General features: G+C 68.0%; 12 protein-coding genes. 8 read left to right on the top strand and 4 right to left on the bottom strand.

The genetic code is table 11. The features are described 5' to 3' along the window. Nucleotides 1–28: 28 nt before the first annotated feature. Complete coding sequence (locus FJU31_RS00310) at nucleotides 29–736, bottom strand: response regulator transcription factor (protein ID WP_150453007.1); 708 nt, start codon at nucleotides 734–736, stop codon at nucleotides 29–31. 103 nt (nucleotides 737–839) lie between these two features. Here FJU31_RS00310 and FJU31_RS00305 point away from each other — a divergent pair, with 103 nt between their 5' ends. From FJU31_RS00305 to FJU31_RS00300, 3 genes are all read left to right on the top strand, one after another. Continuing rightward, complete coding sequence (locus FJU31_RS00305; RefSeq protein WP_150453006.1) at nucleotides 840–1757, top strand: pepsin/retropepsin-like aspartic protease family protein; 918 nt, start codon at nucleotides 840–842, stop codon at nucleotides 1755–1757. A 75-nt stretch (nucleotides 1758–1832) separates the two neighbouring features. After that, nucleotides 1833–2009: a hypothetical protein gene (locus tag FJU31_RS19225; RefSeq protein WP_188115420.1), complete on the top strand. Its 177-nt coding sequence runs from the start codon at nucleotides 1833–1835 to the stop codon at nucleotides 2007–2009. A gap of 182 nt (nucleotides 2010–2191) precedes the next feature. Then, entirely contained in the window at nucleotides 2192–2458 is a 267-nt protein-coding gene (locus tag FJU31_RS00300; protein ID WP_150453005.1) for a hypothetical protein, read from the top strand. 97 nt (nucleotides 2459–2555) lie between these two features. On the opposite strand, the gene groL is transcribed toward FJU31_RS00300, so the two are convergent. Together groL and FJU31_RS00290 are read right to left on the bottom strand one after the other, a co-directional pair. Beyond that, complete coding sequence (gene groL, locus FJU31_RS00295) at nucleotides 2556–4205, bottom strand: chaperonin GroEL (RefSeq protein ID WP_150453004.1); 1650 nt, start codon at nucleotides 4203–4205, stop codon at nucleotides 2556–2558. Nucleotides 4206–4290: 85 nt separating this feature from the next. Then, nucleotides 4291–4578, bottom strand: coding sequence for a co-chaperone GroES (locus tag FJU31_RS00290; RefSeq protein ID WP_108770161.1), 288 nt, complete (start codon nucleotides 4576–4578; stop codon nucleotides 4291–4293). Between the two features lie 321 nt (nucleotides 4579–4899). Here FJU31_RS00290 and FJU31_RS00285 point away from each other — a divergent pair, with 321 nt between their 5' ends. From FJU31_RS00285 to FJU31_RS00260, 5 genes are all read left to right on the top strand, one after another. Next, entirely contained in the window at nucleotides 4900–6720 is a 1821-nt protein-coding gene (locus tag FJU31_RS00285) for an endonuclease (protein ID WP_150453003.1), read from the top strand. 67 nt (nucleotides 6721–6787) lie between these two features. Then, nucleotides 6788–7126, top strand: coding sequence for a divalent-cation tolerance protein CutA (gene cutA, locus FJU31_RS00280; protein ID WP_150453002.1), 339 nt, complete (start codon nucleotides 6788–6790; stop codon nucleotides 7124–7126). Then, on the top strand, nucleotides 7123–9489 hold the full coding sequence (locus tag FJU31_RS00275) for a protein-disulfide reductase DsbD family protein (protein ID WP_150453001.1): 2367 nt from the start codon (nucleotides 7123–7125) through the stop codon (nucleotides 9487–9489). Before cutA ends, FJU31_RS00275 begins: the two co-directional genes overlap by 4 nt. Continuing rightward, nucleotides 9486–10043, top strand: coding sequence for a TlpA family protein disulfide reductase (locus FJU31_RS00270; protein WP_150453000.1), 558 nt, complete (start codon nucleotides 9486–9488; stop codon nucleotides 10041–10043). Before FJU31_RS00275 ends, FJU31_RS00270 begins: the two co-directional genes overlap by 4 nt. A 696-nt stretch (nucleotides 10044–10739) precedes the next feature. Further along, nucleotides 10740–13268 (top strand): PepSY domain-containing protein, encoded by a 2529-nt coding sequence (locus FJU31_RS00260; protein ID WP_150452999.1) that lies wholly within the window; start codon nucleotides 10740–10742, stop codon nucleotides 13266–13268. An 86-nt stretch (nucleotides 13269–13354) separates the two neighbouring features. Here the strand turns inward: FJU31_RS00260 and FJU31_RS00255 are convergent, their stop codons facing one another. Next, nucleotides 13355–15892, bottom strand: coding sequence for a methyl-accepting chemotaxis protein (locus FJU31_RS00255; protein WP_150452998.1), 2538 nt, complete (start codon nucleotides 15890–15892; stop codon nucleotides 13355–13357). Nucleotides 15893–15980: the final 88 nt, after the last annotated feature.

Below are 15980 nucleotides of genomic sequence, written 5' to 3'. Positions count from 1 at the left end.
CTCCAACGCCGTGTGCCCCAAAGCGCGCTCACAGGCGCTGCACCGCTGCGCCGAAACGGTATCCCTCACCGCGCAGGGTCTGCACCAGGCCATCACCGCCGCTGGCAGCGTGGTGCAACTTGCGGCGTAGACGGCTGATAGCCAGATCCACGGCGCGATCGACGCTGTCGCTGTCATCGCCACGGGTCATCTGCATCAACTGCTCGCGGTCCAGCACACGCCCGGGACGCTCGGCCAACGCCTGCAGCAATGCAAACTCACCGCGACTGAGCGCCACCTCGCTCCCGTCGGGGGCCAGCAGCCGACGCTGCTCGGGCAGCAGGCGCCAGCCATCGAAACGCAGTTCAAGCGGCGTCTGTGTACGCAGTTTTTCCTGCCGGCGCAGCAGCGCACGCACGCGGGCCAGCAGTTCGCGCGGGTCGAAGGGCTTGGACAGGTAATCATCAGCCCCCATTTCGAGCCCGATCACACGATCAGGCGCGCTGCCCATGGCCGACAGCATCAGGATGGGGATGGCGCGTGACTGCAGGCGGCGGCACACCGACAGGCCGTCTTCGCCGGGCATCATCCAATCCAGGATGATGGCATCGGGGCGCTCCACCTGCAGCAGCACATCCATTGCTGCGGCGTCAGCGGCCACGCGCACGCGGTACCCGTGCATGAGCAGGTGATCGGCGATGGCATCGCGGATGCTGGCATCGTCATCCACGACGAAAAGGGTGGCGGTAGCATTCATGCTGGCAGTATGACGGTGCTGTGTATCGTTCCGGTATCAACAGGGACAAAACGGCGATACGCGCCTGCGGCCAAATGGCCACTCGTTCCCGAGGAGTATCCCGATGCGTCTGGCCCTGTTGCCCCTGCTGTTCATGTCGCTGCCCGCAGCAGCCGAACCCGCTGCGCTGCACAACCTGCCGATGACGATGCAGGCAAGCCACCCTACCGTGCGCGGCACGCTGGAGGGTCACGACGAGTTGCTGAACCTGGTGGTGGACAGCGCGGCCAGCGCGACGCTGCTGGATACGGACGTGGTGCGGCGCTTCCAGCTGCAGGACCCGAACGCACGCAACCACGACGCGCAAGGTGCGAGCGCAGGTGGGTTGGCGTTGCGCAGCACGCGCAGCGTGGCGATGGCGCTGGGCAGCCTGCAGCTGCAGGTGACCGCACTGCAGGCCGACCTGGCCAGCCTGTCGTCGGCAGGGAGCGCACCGTTGCACGGCATCATCGGCCAGGACATCACGGCGCGTTTCGATAGCCGCTGGGATTTCGCCCATGGGCGCCTGATGCTGTGGGCAGCGCAGACGCTGCCGACCACGGCACCGTATTGCCAGGGCAACGCCCTGCCCGATCGCGCCGGCGTGCTGAAGGGCTTCGGCTTTGTCACCTTGACGCTGGGCGATGAGGCTGTGGAGGCCATCGGTGTGGTTGATACCGGTGCGGCGCAGACCATTCTCAACGATGCAGCGTCGCGTGCGTTGGGCCTGCGCACCGATGGCAGCGACACGCGCGTGCGGGCGCGCAGCAAGGGCAGCGAGGGGCTGGGTGGCAAGCCGACACCGACGTGGCTGTACACCCTGCCGGCGCTGGCCAGTGCGGGGTGGCAGCACCCGGCAGTGGAGGTACGCATCAGCGAATTGCCGGTGTTCCGGGCGATCGGTCTGGACCAGCGCCCGGCCGTGATTCTGGGCGCGGACTTGATGCAGGGTGGCCAGGTGGATATCAGCGCAGGCGCCGAGCGCATCTGCCTGCAGCGCTAGGCGCGGGGTGCGGCAGCGATGGCCTTCCTTGGCCCGAACCGAACCTGCCGATCGGCCGACGCATCCAGTTGGCCGATGGCGACCTGCGCCCTGACCGGGCTGCGCATCGTGCATGAGGTGATGCTGGCCACCGAGCGCAGCCGCCAGAACGGAGGCCCGGAGCATGATGTCTGCCCGCGCGTGATGGAAGGTCTGATGATGGCCTGCCTGGAACTGGGTACGCACGCGGCCGAGCGGGGGCGACCGCAGTAATCAGGCATTGGCGGAAGACCGGGGAGCCGCCGGGCATGGCCCGGCGCTACCTGGTTGCGTGGGAGGTTTCATCCACGCATGGCGTGGATCTACTGGGCGCCGGACCCGGGCGGCGCGGGATTTACGCGACCTTGGCGGCGGCCGCAGTATAAGAACCAGACCGTCGTCTCTTTGGACCCAGCATGACCCCTTCGCAAGCCGATGCCATTGCCAGCGCCGTGATGCAGCCCGACGACCGGCGTGACGAGATCGCCGCGCGCCAGCAGGAGGAGATGCAGCAGCTGAAGCGCCAGCGCAGGGCGGCCGCCGTCGGCCTGGTCGGCATGGCCGCAGGTGGGTTGATTGCCCACCAGATGGGGCTGCCCTGGGTGAAGGGCCTGCTGTATGGCGGTGTGCCCACCTTCTTCATCGCCAAGGTCTGGTTGGATCGGCGCGCGTTGCGCGGTTGAGCCCGCGCGCGGTTCATCCACGCATGGCATGGATCTACTGGCATAAAAAAACCCCGCCTTCCGGCGGGGTTCTTCATTACGTCGGGAACGCGTGGACTTAGAAGTCCATGCCGCCCATGCCACCCATGCCGCCCATGCCACCGGCGCCACCCATGGCCGGCTCGTCCTTCTTCGGAGCTTCGGCAACCATGGCTTCGGTGGTGATCATCAGGCCAGCGATCGAGGCAGCGTTCTGCAGCGCCGAACGGGTCACCTTGGTCGGGTCCAGGATGCCGAACTGCAGCATGTCGCCGAACTCGCCGGTAGCGGCGTTGTAGCCGAAGCTGCCGGTGCCTTCCTTGACCTTGTTGATGATGACCGACGGTTCTTCACCGGCGTTGGCCACGATTTCGCGCAGCGGGGCTTCCATCGCACGCAGAGCGATCTGGATGCCGTGGTTCTGGTCTTCGTTGGCGCCCTTCAGGCCAGCCAGCGAGGTGACCGCACGGACCAGGGCAACGCCGCCGCCCGGGACCACGCCTTCTTCAACGGCCGCACGGGTAGCGTGCAGGGCGTCGTCGACGCGATCCTTCTTTTCCTTCATTTCGATTTCGGTCGAAGCGCCGACCTTGATCACGGCAACGCCGCCGGCCAGCTTGGCCACGCGTTCCTGCAGCTTCTCGCGGTCGTAATCGGAGGAGGTGTCCTGGATCTGGGTCTTGATCTGGCCGACGCGTGCGTCGACGGCAGCCTTGTCACCCACGCCATCGATGATGGTGGTGTTTTCCTTGGAAACCTGCACCTTCTTGGCGCGGCCGAGATCCTTGATGGTGGCCTTTTCCAGCGACAGTCCAACTTCTTCGGAGATCACGGTGCCGCCGGTCAGCACGGCCATGTCTTCCAGCATCGCCTTGCGACGGTCGCCGAAACCCGGAGCCTTGACGGCCACGACCTTGACGATGCCACGGATGGTGTTGACGACCAGGGTGGCCAGCGCTTCGCCTTCGACTTCTTCGGCAACGATCAGCAGCGGCTTGCCGGCCTTGGCGACGCCTTCCAGCACCGGCAGCAGGTCACGGACGTTGGAGATCTTCTTGTCGTGCAGCAGGATGTACGGGTCATCCAGGTCAGCGGTCTGCGACTGCTGGTTGTTGATGAAGTACGGGGACAGGTAGCCGCGGTCGAACTGCATGCCCTTGACCACGTCCAGCTCGTTGTCCAGGCCCGAGCCTTCTTCAACGGTGATCACGCCTTCCTTGCCGACTTCCTTCATCGCGTCAGCGATGATCTGGCCGATCGACTCGTCCGAGTTGGCCGAGATGGTACCGACCTGGGCAATGGCCTTGTCGTCGGCGGTCGGCTTGGAGATGTTCTTCAGCTCGGCAACGGCGGCCACGACGGCCTTGTCGATACCGCGCTTCAGGTCCATCGGGTTCATGCCGGCGGCCACGGCCTTGGCGCCTTCGCGGATCAGGGCCTGGGCCAGCACGGTGGCGGTGGTGGTGCCGTCGCCGGCGTCGTCGTTGGTGCGCGAAGCAACTTCCTTCACCATCTGCGCGCCCATGTTCTCGAACTTGTCAGCCAGTTCGATTTCCTTGGCGACGGAGACGCCGTCCTTGGTGATGGTCGGAGCGCCGAAGCTCTTTTCCAGCACGACGTTGCGGCCCTTCGGGCCCAGGGTGGCCTTGACGGCATTGGCGAGAACGTTGACGCCGCGCACCATGCGCGAACGGGCGTCTTCACCGAAACGAATATCCTTGGCAGCCATGTGCAGTTACCTCAATTGGTAGCGCCGGGCCGTGCCCGGCGGCTGGGTGTTTGGAATCAGGGGATGAAGCAGGTCGCGCCGAGGCTCAGCCGATGATGGCGAGCACGTCGTCTTCGCGCAGGACCTTGTACTCGACGCCTTCGCTCTTGTACGAGCTGCCGGCGTACTGGCCGTAGATGACCTTGTCGCCAACCTTCAGCGACGGAGCGCGCACGGTGCCGTTGTCCAGGGCCTTGCCCGGACCGACGGCGACGACTTCACCCTTGGTCGACTTTTCCTTGGCCGAATCCGGAATGACGATGCCACCGGCGGAGATTTCGTCAGCTTCGATCGGCTTGACCACAACGCGGTCGTGCAGCGGCTTGATGTTCATAGGGACCTCTTAAGTTGTTGATTGGTCTAAAAAAGTCCGGCGATGTTAGCACTCACCCCAGGTGACTGCCAGCATTGCTCGCGAAAAAACCCGACAGGTCGGGAGCAGGACAGAGATGGAGCTGTGCCCGGGCCTTTCAAGCCCCGCCGAAGAAAAAATTTCGACGGTGCGCTGCGGTGGCGAACAGATGCGCGGACCGACGGGTGTCGGCAATTTTGGTGAACTGCGTCTCAGTGCCAGATATCTGGCGTTCAGTTACGACAAAGTGTCACGCATTCGGCCTTAGGCTCGCCCAGCATTCCCAATCACAAGGAGTAGTCGATGCGATTGCTGTCCCCGCTCGCCGCCGCCTGCCTGCTGGCGCTGGTCGCCGCGCCAGCCCAGGCCGAGGTCTTCATCAACGAACTGCACTACGACGACAGCACCCCGGCCGGTGACGTTGGCGAAGCCATCGAAGTGGTCGCCACCGCCGGCGAGGACCTGTCCGGGTACCGTCTGTACCTGTACAACGGCGCCAACGCCTCGGCCGCCGTGGTCTACGACAACAAACCGGTGCCGGCTGGCAGCGCCGCCGGCTGCGGCAGCGCCACGATCGCCGTGGTCACCTACCCGACCAACGGCCTGCAGAACGGCCCCAACGACGGCATCGCCCTGGTAGACGCCAGCGGCAAGGTGGTCCAGTTCCTCAGCTACGAAGGCGCGATCACCGCCTCCGGTGGCCCCGCCGCCGGCATGACCAGCCAGAACATCCCGGTTGCCGAAACCAACAGCACCGCCCCGGGCACCTCGCTGCAGCTGACCGGCAGCGGCAGCCAGTACGCCCACTTCACCTGGGCCGAGTCGGCCGGTGAGACCTTCGGCCGCTGCAACAACAACCAGACCTTCAACGGCGGTGGCGGCACCCCGGGCGGCCCGAACACGCCGCCGTCGGTGACCACCACCACCCCGGCGCAGGGCAGCAGCACCTTCCCGGCCGCGGCCGATCTGGAAGTGGTGTTCAGCGAGACGGTGACCCTGGACAGCGGCGCCTTTGCCCTGAGCTGCGGCAAATCCGGCAGCGTGCCGCTGACCTGGCCCGGCAGCGGCAAGAGCGTGAAGCTGTCGACCAACACCGCCCTGGTGGCCGGTGAAGCCTGCCGCTTCGACATCCGTGCCGCGCGCATCACCGACAACCAGGGCGCACATCCAGCCGCTGACAGCCGCATCGCCTTCACCGTGGCCAGCACCACCGGCAACCCGGACCCGGGCAATCCGGACCCCGGCAATCCCGGCAACCCGGGCACCCCGGCGGGCTACTACTCCAAGGTGAACACCTCCAGCCCCAGCCAGCTGCGCTGCTCGCTGCACGAGACCATCAAGGGCCACACCGCCTACCCGTACAGCGGCTCGGGCACCAGCACCTGGACCATCCTGGAAATTGCCGACGAAGACCCGAACAACAGCGGCAAGATCCTCGACGCCTACCGCAACCACAGCTACACCAAGGTCAGCAGCCGTGCGGGCACGGGCAGCGGCCTCACCTACAACCGCGAGCACACCTGGCCGAACTCGCTGGGCTTTGCCAGCACCACTGGCGACAAGGGCCTGCCGTACGCCCCGTACACCGACACCCACATGCTGTACCTGACCGATGCGCAGTGGAATGCCGACCGCGGCAACAAGCCGTTCGGCAAGTGCGATGCCAACTGCGGCGAGCGCGCCACCGAGGCCAACAACGGCCAGGGCGGCGGCAGCGGCGGCTATCCGGGCAATTCCAACTGGGTGCGTACCCCGGACGGCAACACCGGCACCTTCGAGGTATGGGGCAGGCGCAAGGGCGACATGGCGCGTGCGGTGATGTACATGGCCATCCGTTATGAGGGCGGCAAGGATGCGGCCACCGGCCAGTCCGAACCGGACCTGGAACTGACCGACGACCGCAGCAAGATCGTCAAGACCAGCAGCTCGCCGGCCTACATGGGCCTGCTGTCGACCCTGATCGACTGGCATCTGTCCGATCCGCCGGATGATGCCGAGCGAGCACGAAATGACGTGATCTACTCGTTCCAGGGCAACCGCAACCCGTTCATCGACCACCCGGAATGGGCCACCCCGGTCCTGTTCACCTCCGCCAAGCCGGCCACCTGCCAGCTGGCCAACTGACCGCGCAACGCAGCGGTCCATGCCGCCGCCGGGCCCTGACCCGGCGGCGGCCCTATACTCGGCGGTCATGTCGACCGTCGATCCCGTCCTGCTGCTGTTGACCACCTGCCCGGACCGGGCCAGTGCCGAGCGCATCGCGCACGCGCTGGTCAGCGAGCGCCTGGCTGCGTGCGTCACCCGGCTGGAGGGGGCACAGTCGACCTACCGCTGGCAGGGCGACGTCACCACCGACGCCGAACTGCAGTTGCTGGTGAAGACCACGGCGAGCCGCGTCGATGACGCGATCGCCCGCATCGTCGAACTGCATCCGTATGAACTCCCGGAGTGCATCGCGGTCGAAACCCGGGCCGGCCTGCCGGCGTATCTGGACTGGATCCGGGCGCAGACCCGGGAGGACACCGATTGATGAAGTTGTTTGCTCGTGGCGCCGCGCTGTGCGCCCTGCTGTGGCTGGCCCTGCCGGCCTTCGCGCTGGATGAGAAGGACCTGTTGCCAGTCGACCAGGCGTTCGCGCTGACCGCCAGTGCGCCCGAACGTGGCCAGATCCAGCTGCAGTTCAAGATCGCCCCCGGCTATTACCTGTATCGCCACCGCACCAGCGTCAAGGCCGACCCGGCCTTCAATGCCGGTGCGCTGCAGATGCCCGCCGGCAACAAGCACCACGACGATTTCTTCGGCGAGGTGGAAACCTACCGCGAGCGCCTGCAGGCCACCCTGCCCGGCACGCCGACCGATGCGGCCGGCACCATCAGCCTGGAAGTGCGCTACCAGGGCTGCGCCGATGCCGGCGTGTGCTATCCGCCGCAGAAGCGCATGGTGCAGGTGACCCTGCCCGGTGCGGGCGGCAAGGCCGCGGTGCCCACCGCGCGCGTCACCGGCGTCACCCCCTTCAACAACCCGCTGGCCGGTGCCGGCAGCAACGGCGGCCTGCGCCTGCCGGGCGCCAGCAACACCCAGGCCCTGCCGCTGCCGTCGGAGCAGGCGTTCGGCTTCGATGCCATCGCCAGCGACGGCAATACCCTGCTGCTGCGCTTCACCCCGGCGCCGGGCTACTACCTGTACCGCGACCGCACCTCGCTGAAGCTGGAAGGCAGCACCGGCGTGCTGGCCGACAAGCCGCGCTGGCCGGCTGCGCAGGCGCACCGCGACGAGCACTTCGGTGATGTCTCGGTGTACTTCAACCAGGTGGAAGTACCGCTGCCGCTGCGCCGCACCCGCACCGAGGCCGTGGACAGCACCCTGGTGGTGACCTTCCAGGGCTGCCAGACCGATGGCATCTGCTACCCGCCGATGACCCGCCGGGTGAAGCTGTCGATTCCGGCCGGCACGCTGACCGCAGCCGGCAACGGCACGGCCACTGCGGCTGCGGCTTCCGCCACGGCCAGCGACAGCCCGCGCGAAGAGGCCGATGGCACGCCGCGGCGCCTGCTGCCGACCGTGCCCATCGATGCCACCGGTGCTGCCGTTGACAGCGCCGCGGGAGGCGATGCCTTCGCTGCCGATGCGCAGCAGGACAACGCCAAGCGCACCAAGCCGCCGGGCAGCGTGCCGAAGACCGACAGCTCGCTGCTGTGGGTGCTGCTGCTGGCCCTCGGCGGTGGCCTGGTCCTGAACCTGATGCCCTGCGTGCTGCCGATCCTGTCGTTGAAGGTGCTGAGCCTGGCGCAGAGCGGCGAGAGTGCCGAGCGCGCCCGCAGCCATGCCCTGTGGTACACGCTGGGCGTGCTGGTGGCATTCGCGGTGATCGGCGCGCTGATGGTGGGCCTGCGCATGCTCGGCAACGCCGTGGGCATCGGCTTCCAGCTGCAGCATCCGGGCGTGGTGGCCGCGCTGGCCTACATCATGTTCGCCGTCGGCCTGAGCCTGTCCGGTGTGTTCACCATGGGCGGCGGCATCGGCAACTTCGGCCAGTCGCTGGCCCGCCGCAGCGGCCCGGCCGGTGATTTCTTCACCGGCGTGCTGGCCTGCGTGGTCGGCAGCGCCTGCGTCGGCCCATTCTTCGGTCCGGCCGTGGCGTATGCCTTCGTGGCCCCGCCGATCGCGGCGATGCTGGTCTTCCTGTTCCTCGGCCTGGGCCTGGCCCTGCCGTTCCTGCTGATCGGGTTCGTGCCGGCGCTGGCCCGCCGCCTGCCCAAGCCGGGCCCGTGGATGGAAACGCTGAAGCACGTGCTGGCCTTCCCGATGTATGCGGCCGCGCTGTGGCTGCTGTGGGTGCTGGGCAAGCAGCGTGGCGTGGACGGCATGGCGCTGGCCCTGGGCGGCCTGCTGCTGCTGACCGCCGGCCTGTGGCTGTTCGAGACCAGCCGCTGGCGCAGCAAGCGTGGCGCCAGCCTGCTGGGCGTGCTGTTGGCCCTGGCCGCACTGGGCCCGGTGTGGGGCGTGACCCAGCTGCAGCCGCCGGCGCGTGCCGCGCAGGCGGCCAGCGACAACGTGGTGGATTACTCGCCGCAGATGCTGGACCGGCTGCGCGCGGACAACCGCGTGGTGTTCGTGAACATGACCGCCGACTGGTGCGTGAGCTGCAAGGCCAACGAACGCGCGGTGCTGTCGCGCCCGGAGTTCAAGGAACTGCTCAAGCGCACCAACGCGGTGTACATGCGCGGCGACTACACCAACGTCGACCCGCAGATCACCGCGTTCCTGGATGAGCACAAAGCCGTGGGCGTGCCGCTGTACGTGGTGTATGGCCCGGGCGCACCGCCGACCGTGCTGCCGACCCTGCTGACCCAGGCCCTGGTGGAAGAAGCCCTGCTGCGCACCGCCCGATGAGCTGGCAACGGCCCGCACTGCTGTGGACAGCGGTGCTGGCCGCCGGCCTTGGCCTGTGGGCCGGGCATCGGTTGACGCCGGTGCCTGCGCCGGCGGTTTCGACGCCTCCTGCCGCCAAGCCCCCGATTCCTGTCCTGCGTGCCGGTGATGCCCTGCCGGCGCTGGTACTGCCTGGGGTGGACGGGCAAACGCTGGACATCCGCCAGCGTTTCAGCGGCCGGCCGCTGCTGGTGAACGTGTGGGCCAGCTGGTGCGGGCCCTGCATCGAGGAAATGCCCGAGCTGGCCCGGTTCGCCGAAGCGCAGGGCGAGCGTGGCGTGCAGGTACTGGGCCTGGCGCTGGACACACCGGAGGGCGTGGCGGATTTCCTGCAGCGGGTGCCGGTGGGCTACCCGATCGTGCTCGACACCCCGGGCCCGCGCGATGCCAGCGTGCAGCTGGGCAATGCGCAGGGGCTGCTGCCGTACAGCGTGCTGTTCGATGCGCAGGGGCGGATGGTGAAGGCGAAGCTGGGACCGTTCGAGCACGGTGAGATTGCAGGCTGGGTGGAGTAAGGGTGTTTTTGCAGGGCTTGCAGCCCTGCACCTGCAGAAGCATCAGCAACAGCGTGCATTCCGCGGGATGGCGGGGCACTGTGGGTTTGCGGGGACGCCGTAAATACGTCCATGTAGGCTTGGTCGCCGCATCCATGCGGCTCACACCCCGCAAACCCACAGTGCCCCGCCTTCGACAGTTGGCCGGCGGCTGTTGGCAACTGCTGCTGGTGGGTGCCGACCGTTGGTCGGCACATCTATCGGATATCGAATAAATCATCCACGCATGGCGTGGATCTACTGGCGCACGCGGCTGTTGGTAGGTGCCGACCGTTGGTCGGCACACCTATCAGATATCGATGTCCGACCCCGTGCCGACCAACGGTCGGCACCCAGCAAAGCAGAGCGTCGTTCCGACAGATCGCGGAAAACTGTCGAAGGCGGGGTGGGTCCGGTTGAGGGGGTGTGAGCGGCATGGATGCCGCGACCAAGCCTACATGGACGTACTTGCGGCGTCCCCCTCAACCGGACCCACCCCGCCATCCCACGGATACCCAGCTTTTGAAGTTGACGTTGATCTAAGGCGGGTGCAGGGCTGCAAGCCCTGCAATAAAACCCTCCTTGACCGCAGCCCGTCCGCGCCCGGAGAATTACGGATTAATTCTCATTTGCTGTTACGCAGGATGCGGGCGGCAGCCTCAACGGCCTCTCTCCCCGATGTTCAAGAACGTCCTGTTCCAACTGCACTGGCTGCTGGGCATCACGGCCGGCACCATCCTGGCCATGATGGGCCTCAGCGGCGCCACGCTGTCCTTCGAGGACGAGCTGCTGCGTGCCGCCAACCCTGGCTTCGCCGCCATCGCCGAACACCACGACGACGGCCAGCAGCCGCTGGCGCTGAGCGAACTGGTGCCGCTGCTGCAGGCCGGCAGCGAGCGCCCGCTGCAGCGCCTGCGCGTGGACGCCACCGGCCAGCGTCCCTCGGTGGCGCGCTTCGCCGGCGGCAAGGACCACTGGGTCTACTTCAACCCCTACAACGGCGAACGCTTCAGCCACCTGCGTGGCCAGGCGTTCTTCGATTTCGTCGAAGACCTGCACCGGCACCTCGCGGCCGGTGAACGCGGCAAGGTCGTCGTCGGCAGCTGCGCCATCGCCCTGCTGTTCTTCGCCCTGTCCGGCCTGTATCTGCGCTGGCCGCGTCGTTGGTGGCACTGGCGCAGCTGGCTGGCGGTGGAATGGAAGCGCAGCGGCCGCGGATTCCTGTGGAGCCTGCACTCGGTGATCGGTACCTGGGTGCTGCTGATCTACCTGATGAGTGCGCTGACCGGCCTGTGGTGGTCGTTCGACTGGTACCGCAGCGCAGCCAATTCGGTGCTGGGCGTGACCCCGCCGGCCAAGCACAAGGTCGCGCCCGACGCCGTGCTCGACCTGCAGCATGTCGAGGACACGCTGTACGCGCAGCCCGGCGTGCGCAGTGGCTACATCGATCTGCGCCTGCCGGAAAAGCCCGGCCAGGTGCTGAACGTGCGGGTGATGTCCGGCGACCCGGCCCTGCGCGGCGGCCACCATGACCGCGCGCACGACCTGCTGCAGCTGGACCCGGCCAGCGGCGCGCTGCTCGATGCACGCCCCTACGCGCGCCAGGGCATCGGCGGCACGCTGGCCACCAGCGTGTTCGCGCTGCACTCGGGCAGCTACTTCGGCCTGCCCGGCCGCGTGGTGGTGATGTTCAGCAGCCTGGCGATGTGCCTGTTCTTTATCACCGGCTGGATGCTGTACCTGGACCGCCGGCGCAGCCAGCGCGCGGCACGTGCGCTGCGGAAGACCCTGCCTGCGGCGCAGGGAAGCGGCGCCGAAGGCACGCCGTGGCGGGTGATCCATGCCAGCCAGAGCGGCCTGGCCGAACAGCTGGCCTGGCGCGCGGCGGCGCAGCTGCAGGCCGCCGGCCACCCGGTACAGGTGCTGCCACTGGCGCGGGTAACGGCTGCGCTGCTGCAGGACAGCCCGCAGATCCTGTTCGTGCTCAGCACCTTTGGCGATGGTGAGCCGCCGGACAACGCCCGTCGCGCCGCACGCCAGCTGCTGGCCCAGCGCGTGGATCTTTCGAACCTGCGCCACGGCATGCTGGCGCTGGGCGATCGGCAGTACCCGCATTACTGCGCGTTCGGCGCCGCGGTCGACACGTGGCTGGCGGGCAACGGTGCGCAGCCACTGTTCCCGCGCATCGACGTGGACGCCGCCTCGGTGGTGGCACTGCGCCAGTGGCAACGCGAGCTGGGCGCGCTGACCGGCATCGTCACCGATGACAGCGTGCTGCCGCCGGCCACGCAGATGCATGACTGGCAGCTGCTCGCACGCGAAGAACTGAACCCGGGCAGCCTGGGTGGCGCGATCTGGAAGATCCGCTTGGCGCCGCCGGCCGGCACGACCTGGCAGGCCGGCGACATCCTGCACATCGCACCGCGCAACAGCACGCAGCACGCCGCGGCGGTGCTGCAGGCGTACGGGCTGGACCCGCTGCAGCCGCTGCTGCTCGACGGCACCACCCGCACGCTGCTGGAACTGGCAGGCAAACGCGCGCTGCCCGACGAAGGGGCCGCGCTGCCAGTACAGGACGCCGCGCTGTGGCTGGCAGGGCTGCCGGAGCTGCCAGGGCGCGAATACTCCATCGCTTCGTGCGCCGCCGATGGTGCGGTGGAACTGGTGGTGCGCCTGGTGCACGACGCTGCGGGCCGCGCGGGCCTGGGCTCGGGCTGGCTGTCGCTGCATGCGCCGCTGGGCACCCGCATTGCCGCGCGCGTGCACCGCAACCCGGGCTTCCATCGCCAGGACGGCGCGCCGATGGTGCTGGTCGGCAACGGTACCGGCATCGCCGGACTGCGCAGCCTGCTGCGCGAAGCCGCGCAGCACGACCAGCATGGCCATTGGCTGCTGTTCGGCGAACGCCAGCGCGCGCACGACCAGTTGTTCGCCGAGGAGATCGCGCAATGGCAGGCCGAGGGCCATCTGGCCCGCGTGGACCTGGCCTTCTCGCGTGATGCCGACGGTGGTGGCTATGTGCAGCACCGCCTGCAGGCCGCGGCGGCGGAACTGCAGGCCTGGCTGGCGCGCGGCGCGGTCATCCACGTATGTGGTTCGCTGCAGGGCATGGCCGAGGGTGTTGACCAGGTCCTGCGTGCCGCACTGGGCGATGACGGAGTGGAGACGCTGCTGGAGAACGGGCGCTACCGCCGCGACGTGTATTGAGATCGCTCGCCGGGCATGGCCCGGCGCTACCCGTCATTGGGTCCAACGGTAGCGCCGGGCCATGCCCGGCGAAGGCGATCAGGCCATCACGCGGCCACGCGGGGACGCCGCTCCGGCTGCAGGCGGAACGCCGACACCGCTTCGGCCAAGGCCTGCACCTGGGCCTGCATGTGCGCGGTCGACGCGCCGGCTTCCTCCACCAGGCTGGCATTGCGCTGGGTGCTCGACTCCATCTGCACGATGGTCTGGTTCACCTGCGCGATGCCGGCGTGCTGGTCCTGCGACGCACTGCGGATGGCGGTGAGCAGTTCCGCCAGCTGTTGCACGCTGCCGACGATCTCGCCCATGGTGGTGCCGGCCTGTTCGGCCTGCACGTTGCCCTGGCCGACGCGGGTAACCGAATCTTCGATCAGCCCCTTGATCTGCTTGGCAGCCTCGGCGCTGCGCTGGGCCAGCAGGCGCACTTCGGACGCCACCACGGCGAAGCTGCGACCCTGCTCGCCGGCACGCGCGGCTTCGACGGCGGCGTTCAGCGCCAGGATGTTGGTCTGGAAGGCGATGCCGTCGATCAGCTGGGTGATGTCGCCGATGCGGCGCGAGGCTTCGCTGATGCCGTGCATGGTGGCCACCACCTGGCCCACGGCCTGGCCGCCACGCGCGGCCACCGCCGCCGCGCCCTGCACCAGCGCATCCGCACGACCGGCGGCATCGGCGTTGCGGCCGACGGTGTCGGTCAGTTCGTGCATCGACGCGGCGGTCTCTTCCAGGTTGGCCGCCTGCTGCTCGGTGCGCTGTGAGAGGTCATGGTAGCCGGCGACGATCTCACCCACGCCCACATCCAGCCGCGACGTGGCCTGCTGGATGCGGGTGACGATGCGGCCGAGCTGGCCCACGGTGGCATTGGCATCATCGCGCATGCGCGCGAACACGCCCTGCAGGTCGCCCTCCATGCGCACGCTCAGGTCGCCGCGGGCCAGTGCCGCCAGCAGCGCCTGCAGATCGCCCAGGTTGGTTTCGAAGGTGGCCAGCAGGTGGTTGATGCTGGTGGACAGCGTACGCACGAAGCCCAGCTTTCCTTCCAGCGCGATGCGGCCCTGCAGTTCACCGTGTGCGGCCGCATCGACCAGCGCGGCCACTTCGGTTTCCAGCAGGGTTTCCAGCGCGCGGCTGCGCCATTCCACCGCCACGCCGAGGAAGTGGCCTTCGTCGACGATCGCGTTGGCGATCAGCTGGTAGCGCACGCCGAGATGATTGATCTCGCGTTCTTCGCGGCGGCGCACGCCGGCCAGGCTGGTCATCGCCGGGTGCAGGCGCACCGCGTCGCTGCCAACCAGTGCGTCGGCCGGCATGCCCAGCAGCTGCAGCAGGGCGGGATTGGCGTAGGCCACCTGCCCCTCCGCATCGATCACCATCAGCCCGGTCTGTGCGCTGTCCAGCGCCTGGCGCACGCGGGTGTTGCCACGGGCCACGGCGCGTTCTTCCTCGATGCGCGCACGCAGGCGCTGCTGCATGTCGATCAGGCGCTGCGCCAGCTGGCCGATCTCATCGTTGGCGTTGTGCACGCGCAGGGTGGTGTCGAGGCGATCGTCGGCGATGTCGCTGGCGAAACGCAGGGTGTCCTGGATCGGGCGGCGCACTGCCCGCAGCACCAGCACCAGGCTGGTGACCAGCACACCGGCCACCAGCACGAGCGTGGCGGCGAACAGCACGCTCATGGTGCGTGCACCGGCCTGCTGGCGTGCCTGTGCCTGGGCCAGCGCCTGCACCTGGGCCTTCTGGAAAGCGGCCAGTGCGGGCGACACGCTGGCGGCCGTATCCAGCAGCGACTGGGCTTCCACATCCAGGCCGACGCGGGCGGCGGTGTAGCCCAGCAGCGCGGCTTGGTAGGCATCCATGTCGGTGCGCAGGCTTTCCTGCGCCTCGGTCGGCAACCCTGCCAGGGCCAGATCGAAGGGCAGCTTCTCTTCACTGGCGCGGTCGGCATGGGTGGAGTCGCCATCGAGCAGCAGCAATGCTTCCTGCCGGTGCATCTTCTGCACATGCAGTTCCAGCGCCGGGCGCTGCAGCGCGGTCACGTTCTCCTGCAGTGTGTCGGCGGCCTGCTGCAGCTGCGCGGCCAGACCCGCGTCGCCGCGGCCCATCTCATCCACGCGTTCGAACAGCGCGGCGACGCCCTGCGAGAAACCGTCGACGGCTTCGGCCAGCGACTGCAGCGCCTTGCGCCGGCCGGCATCCATCGGCATCGCGCGCAACGCCTGCAGATCCTGCTTCAGCTCCTGCTGGGTGGCCAGCAACTGGCTGCGGTCGGCATCATCGAAACTGCGCGCATACTGTGTCTGCAGGCGCCGTGCTTCGGCCACGCGGGTGGCCAGCGCCGCGGCCAGATCGCTGCCGTGCTGGTAGCTGGCCTGGGTGCGGGCCGCCTGTGCGCTGGTGTGGCCGGTCCAGGCGTAGACGCCGGCAATGGCCACCAGGCCCAGGCCGCAGACCCACAAGGTGGCCTTTAGCTTGTCGGCCACGCTGAGCCGGTGCGGCTGCAGCCAGCGCAACAGGCCAGGAAACGCCGAGCGCAGCCCATCGAAGTGGGTGGGCAGGGACCGGAGGCGTACAACCGCAGTCGACATGACAGACTCCAGGCAAAAGGACGCACCTGTATCGGCCTGGATCGGCGGGACTTTAGAACTATTTTCGAGAACTGCCAGCGGGGGGGCG

The sequence above is a fragment of the Stenotrophomonas cyclobalanopsidis genome (genome assembly GCF_008710035.1).
GTDB lineage: Bacteria > Pseudomonadota > Gammaproteobacteria > Xanthomonadales > Xanthomonadaceae > Stenotrophomonas > Stenotrophomonas cyclobalanopsidis.
This window is presented reverse-complemented; position numbering and strand designations above follow the sequence as displayed.

Bases quoted from the DNA above. Each gene is read 5' to 3' on its own strand.
- FJU31_RS00310 (WP_150453007.1), bottom strand. From the start codon at position 736: ATGAATGCTACCGCCACCCTTTTCGTCGTGGATGACGATGCCAGCATC.
- FJU31_RS00305 (WP_150453006.1), top strand. From the start codon at position 840: ATGCGTCTGGCCCTGTTGCCCCTGCTGTTCATGTCGCTGCCCGCAGCA.
- FJU31_RS19225 (WP_188115420.1), top strand. From the start codon at position 1,833: ATGGCGACCTGCGCCCTGACCGGGCTGCGCATCGTGCATGAGGTGATG.
- FJU31_RS00300 (WP_150453005.1), top strand. From the start codon at position 2,192: ATGACCCCTTCGCAAGCCGATGCCATTGCCAGCGCCGTGATGCAGCCC.
- groL (WP_150453004.1), bottom strand. From the start codon at position 4,205: ATGGCTGCCAAGGATATTCGTTTCGGTGAAGACGCCCGTTCGCGCATG.
- FJU31_RS00290 (WP_108770161.1), bottom strand. From the start codon at position 4,578: ATGAACATCAAGCCGCTGCACGACCGCGTTGTGGTCAAGCCGATCGAA.
- FJU31_RS00285 (WP_150453003.1), top strand. From the start codon at position 4,900: ATGCGATTGCTGTCCCCGCTCGCCGCCGCCTGCCTGCTGGCGCTGGTC.
- cutA (WP_150453002.1), top strand. From the start codon at position 6,788: ATGTCGACCGTCGATCCCGTCCTGCTGCTGTTGACCACCTGCCCGGAC.
- FJU31_RS00270 (WP_150453000.1), top strand. From the start codon at position 9,486: ATGAGCTGGCAACGGCCCGCACTGCTGTGGACAGCGGTGCTGGCCGCC.
- FJU31_RS00260 (WP_150452999.1), top strand. From the start codon at position 10,740: ATGTTCAAGAACGTCCTGTTCCAACTGCACTGGCTGCTGGGCATCACG.
- FJU31_RS00255 (WP_150452998.1), bottom strand. From the start codon at position 15,892: ATGTCGACTGCGGTTGTACGCCTCCGGTCCCTGCCCACCCACTTCGAT.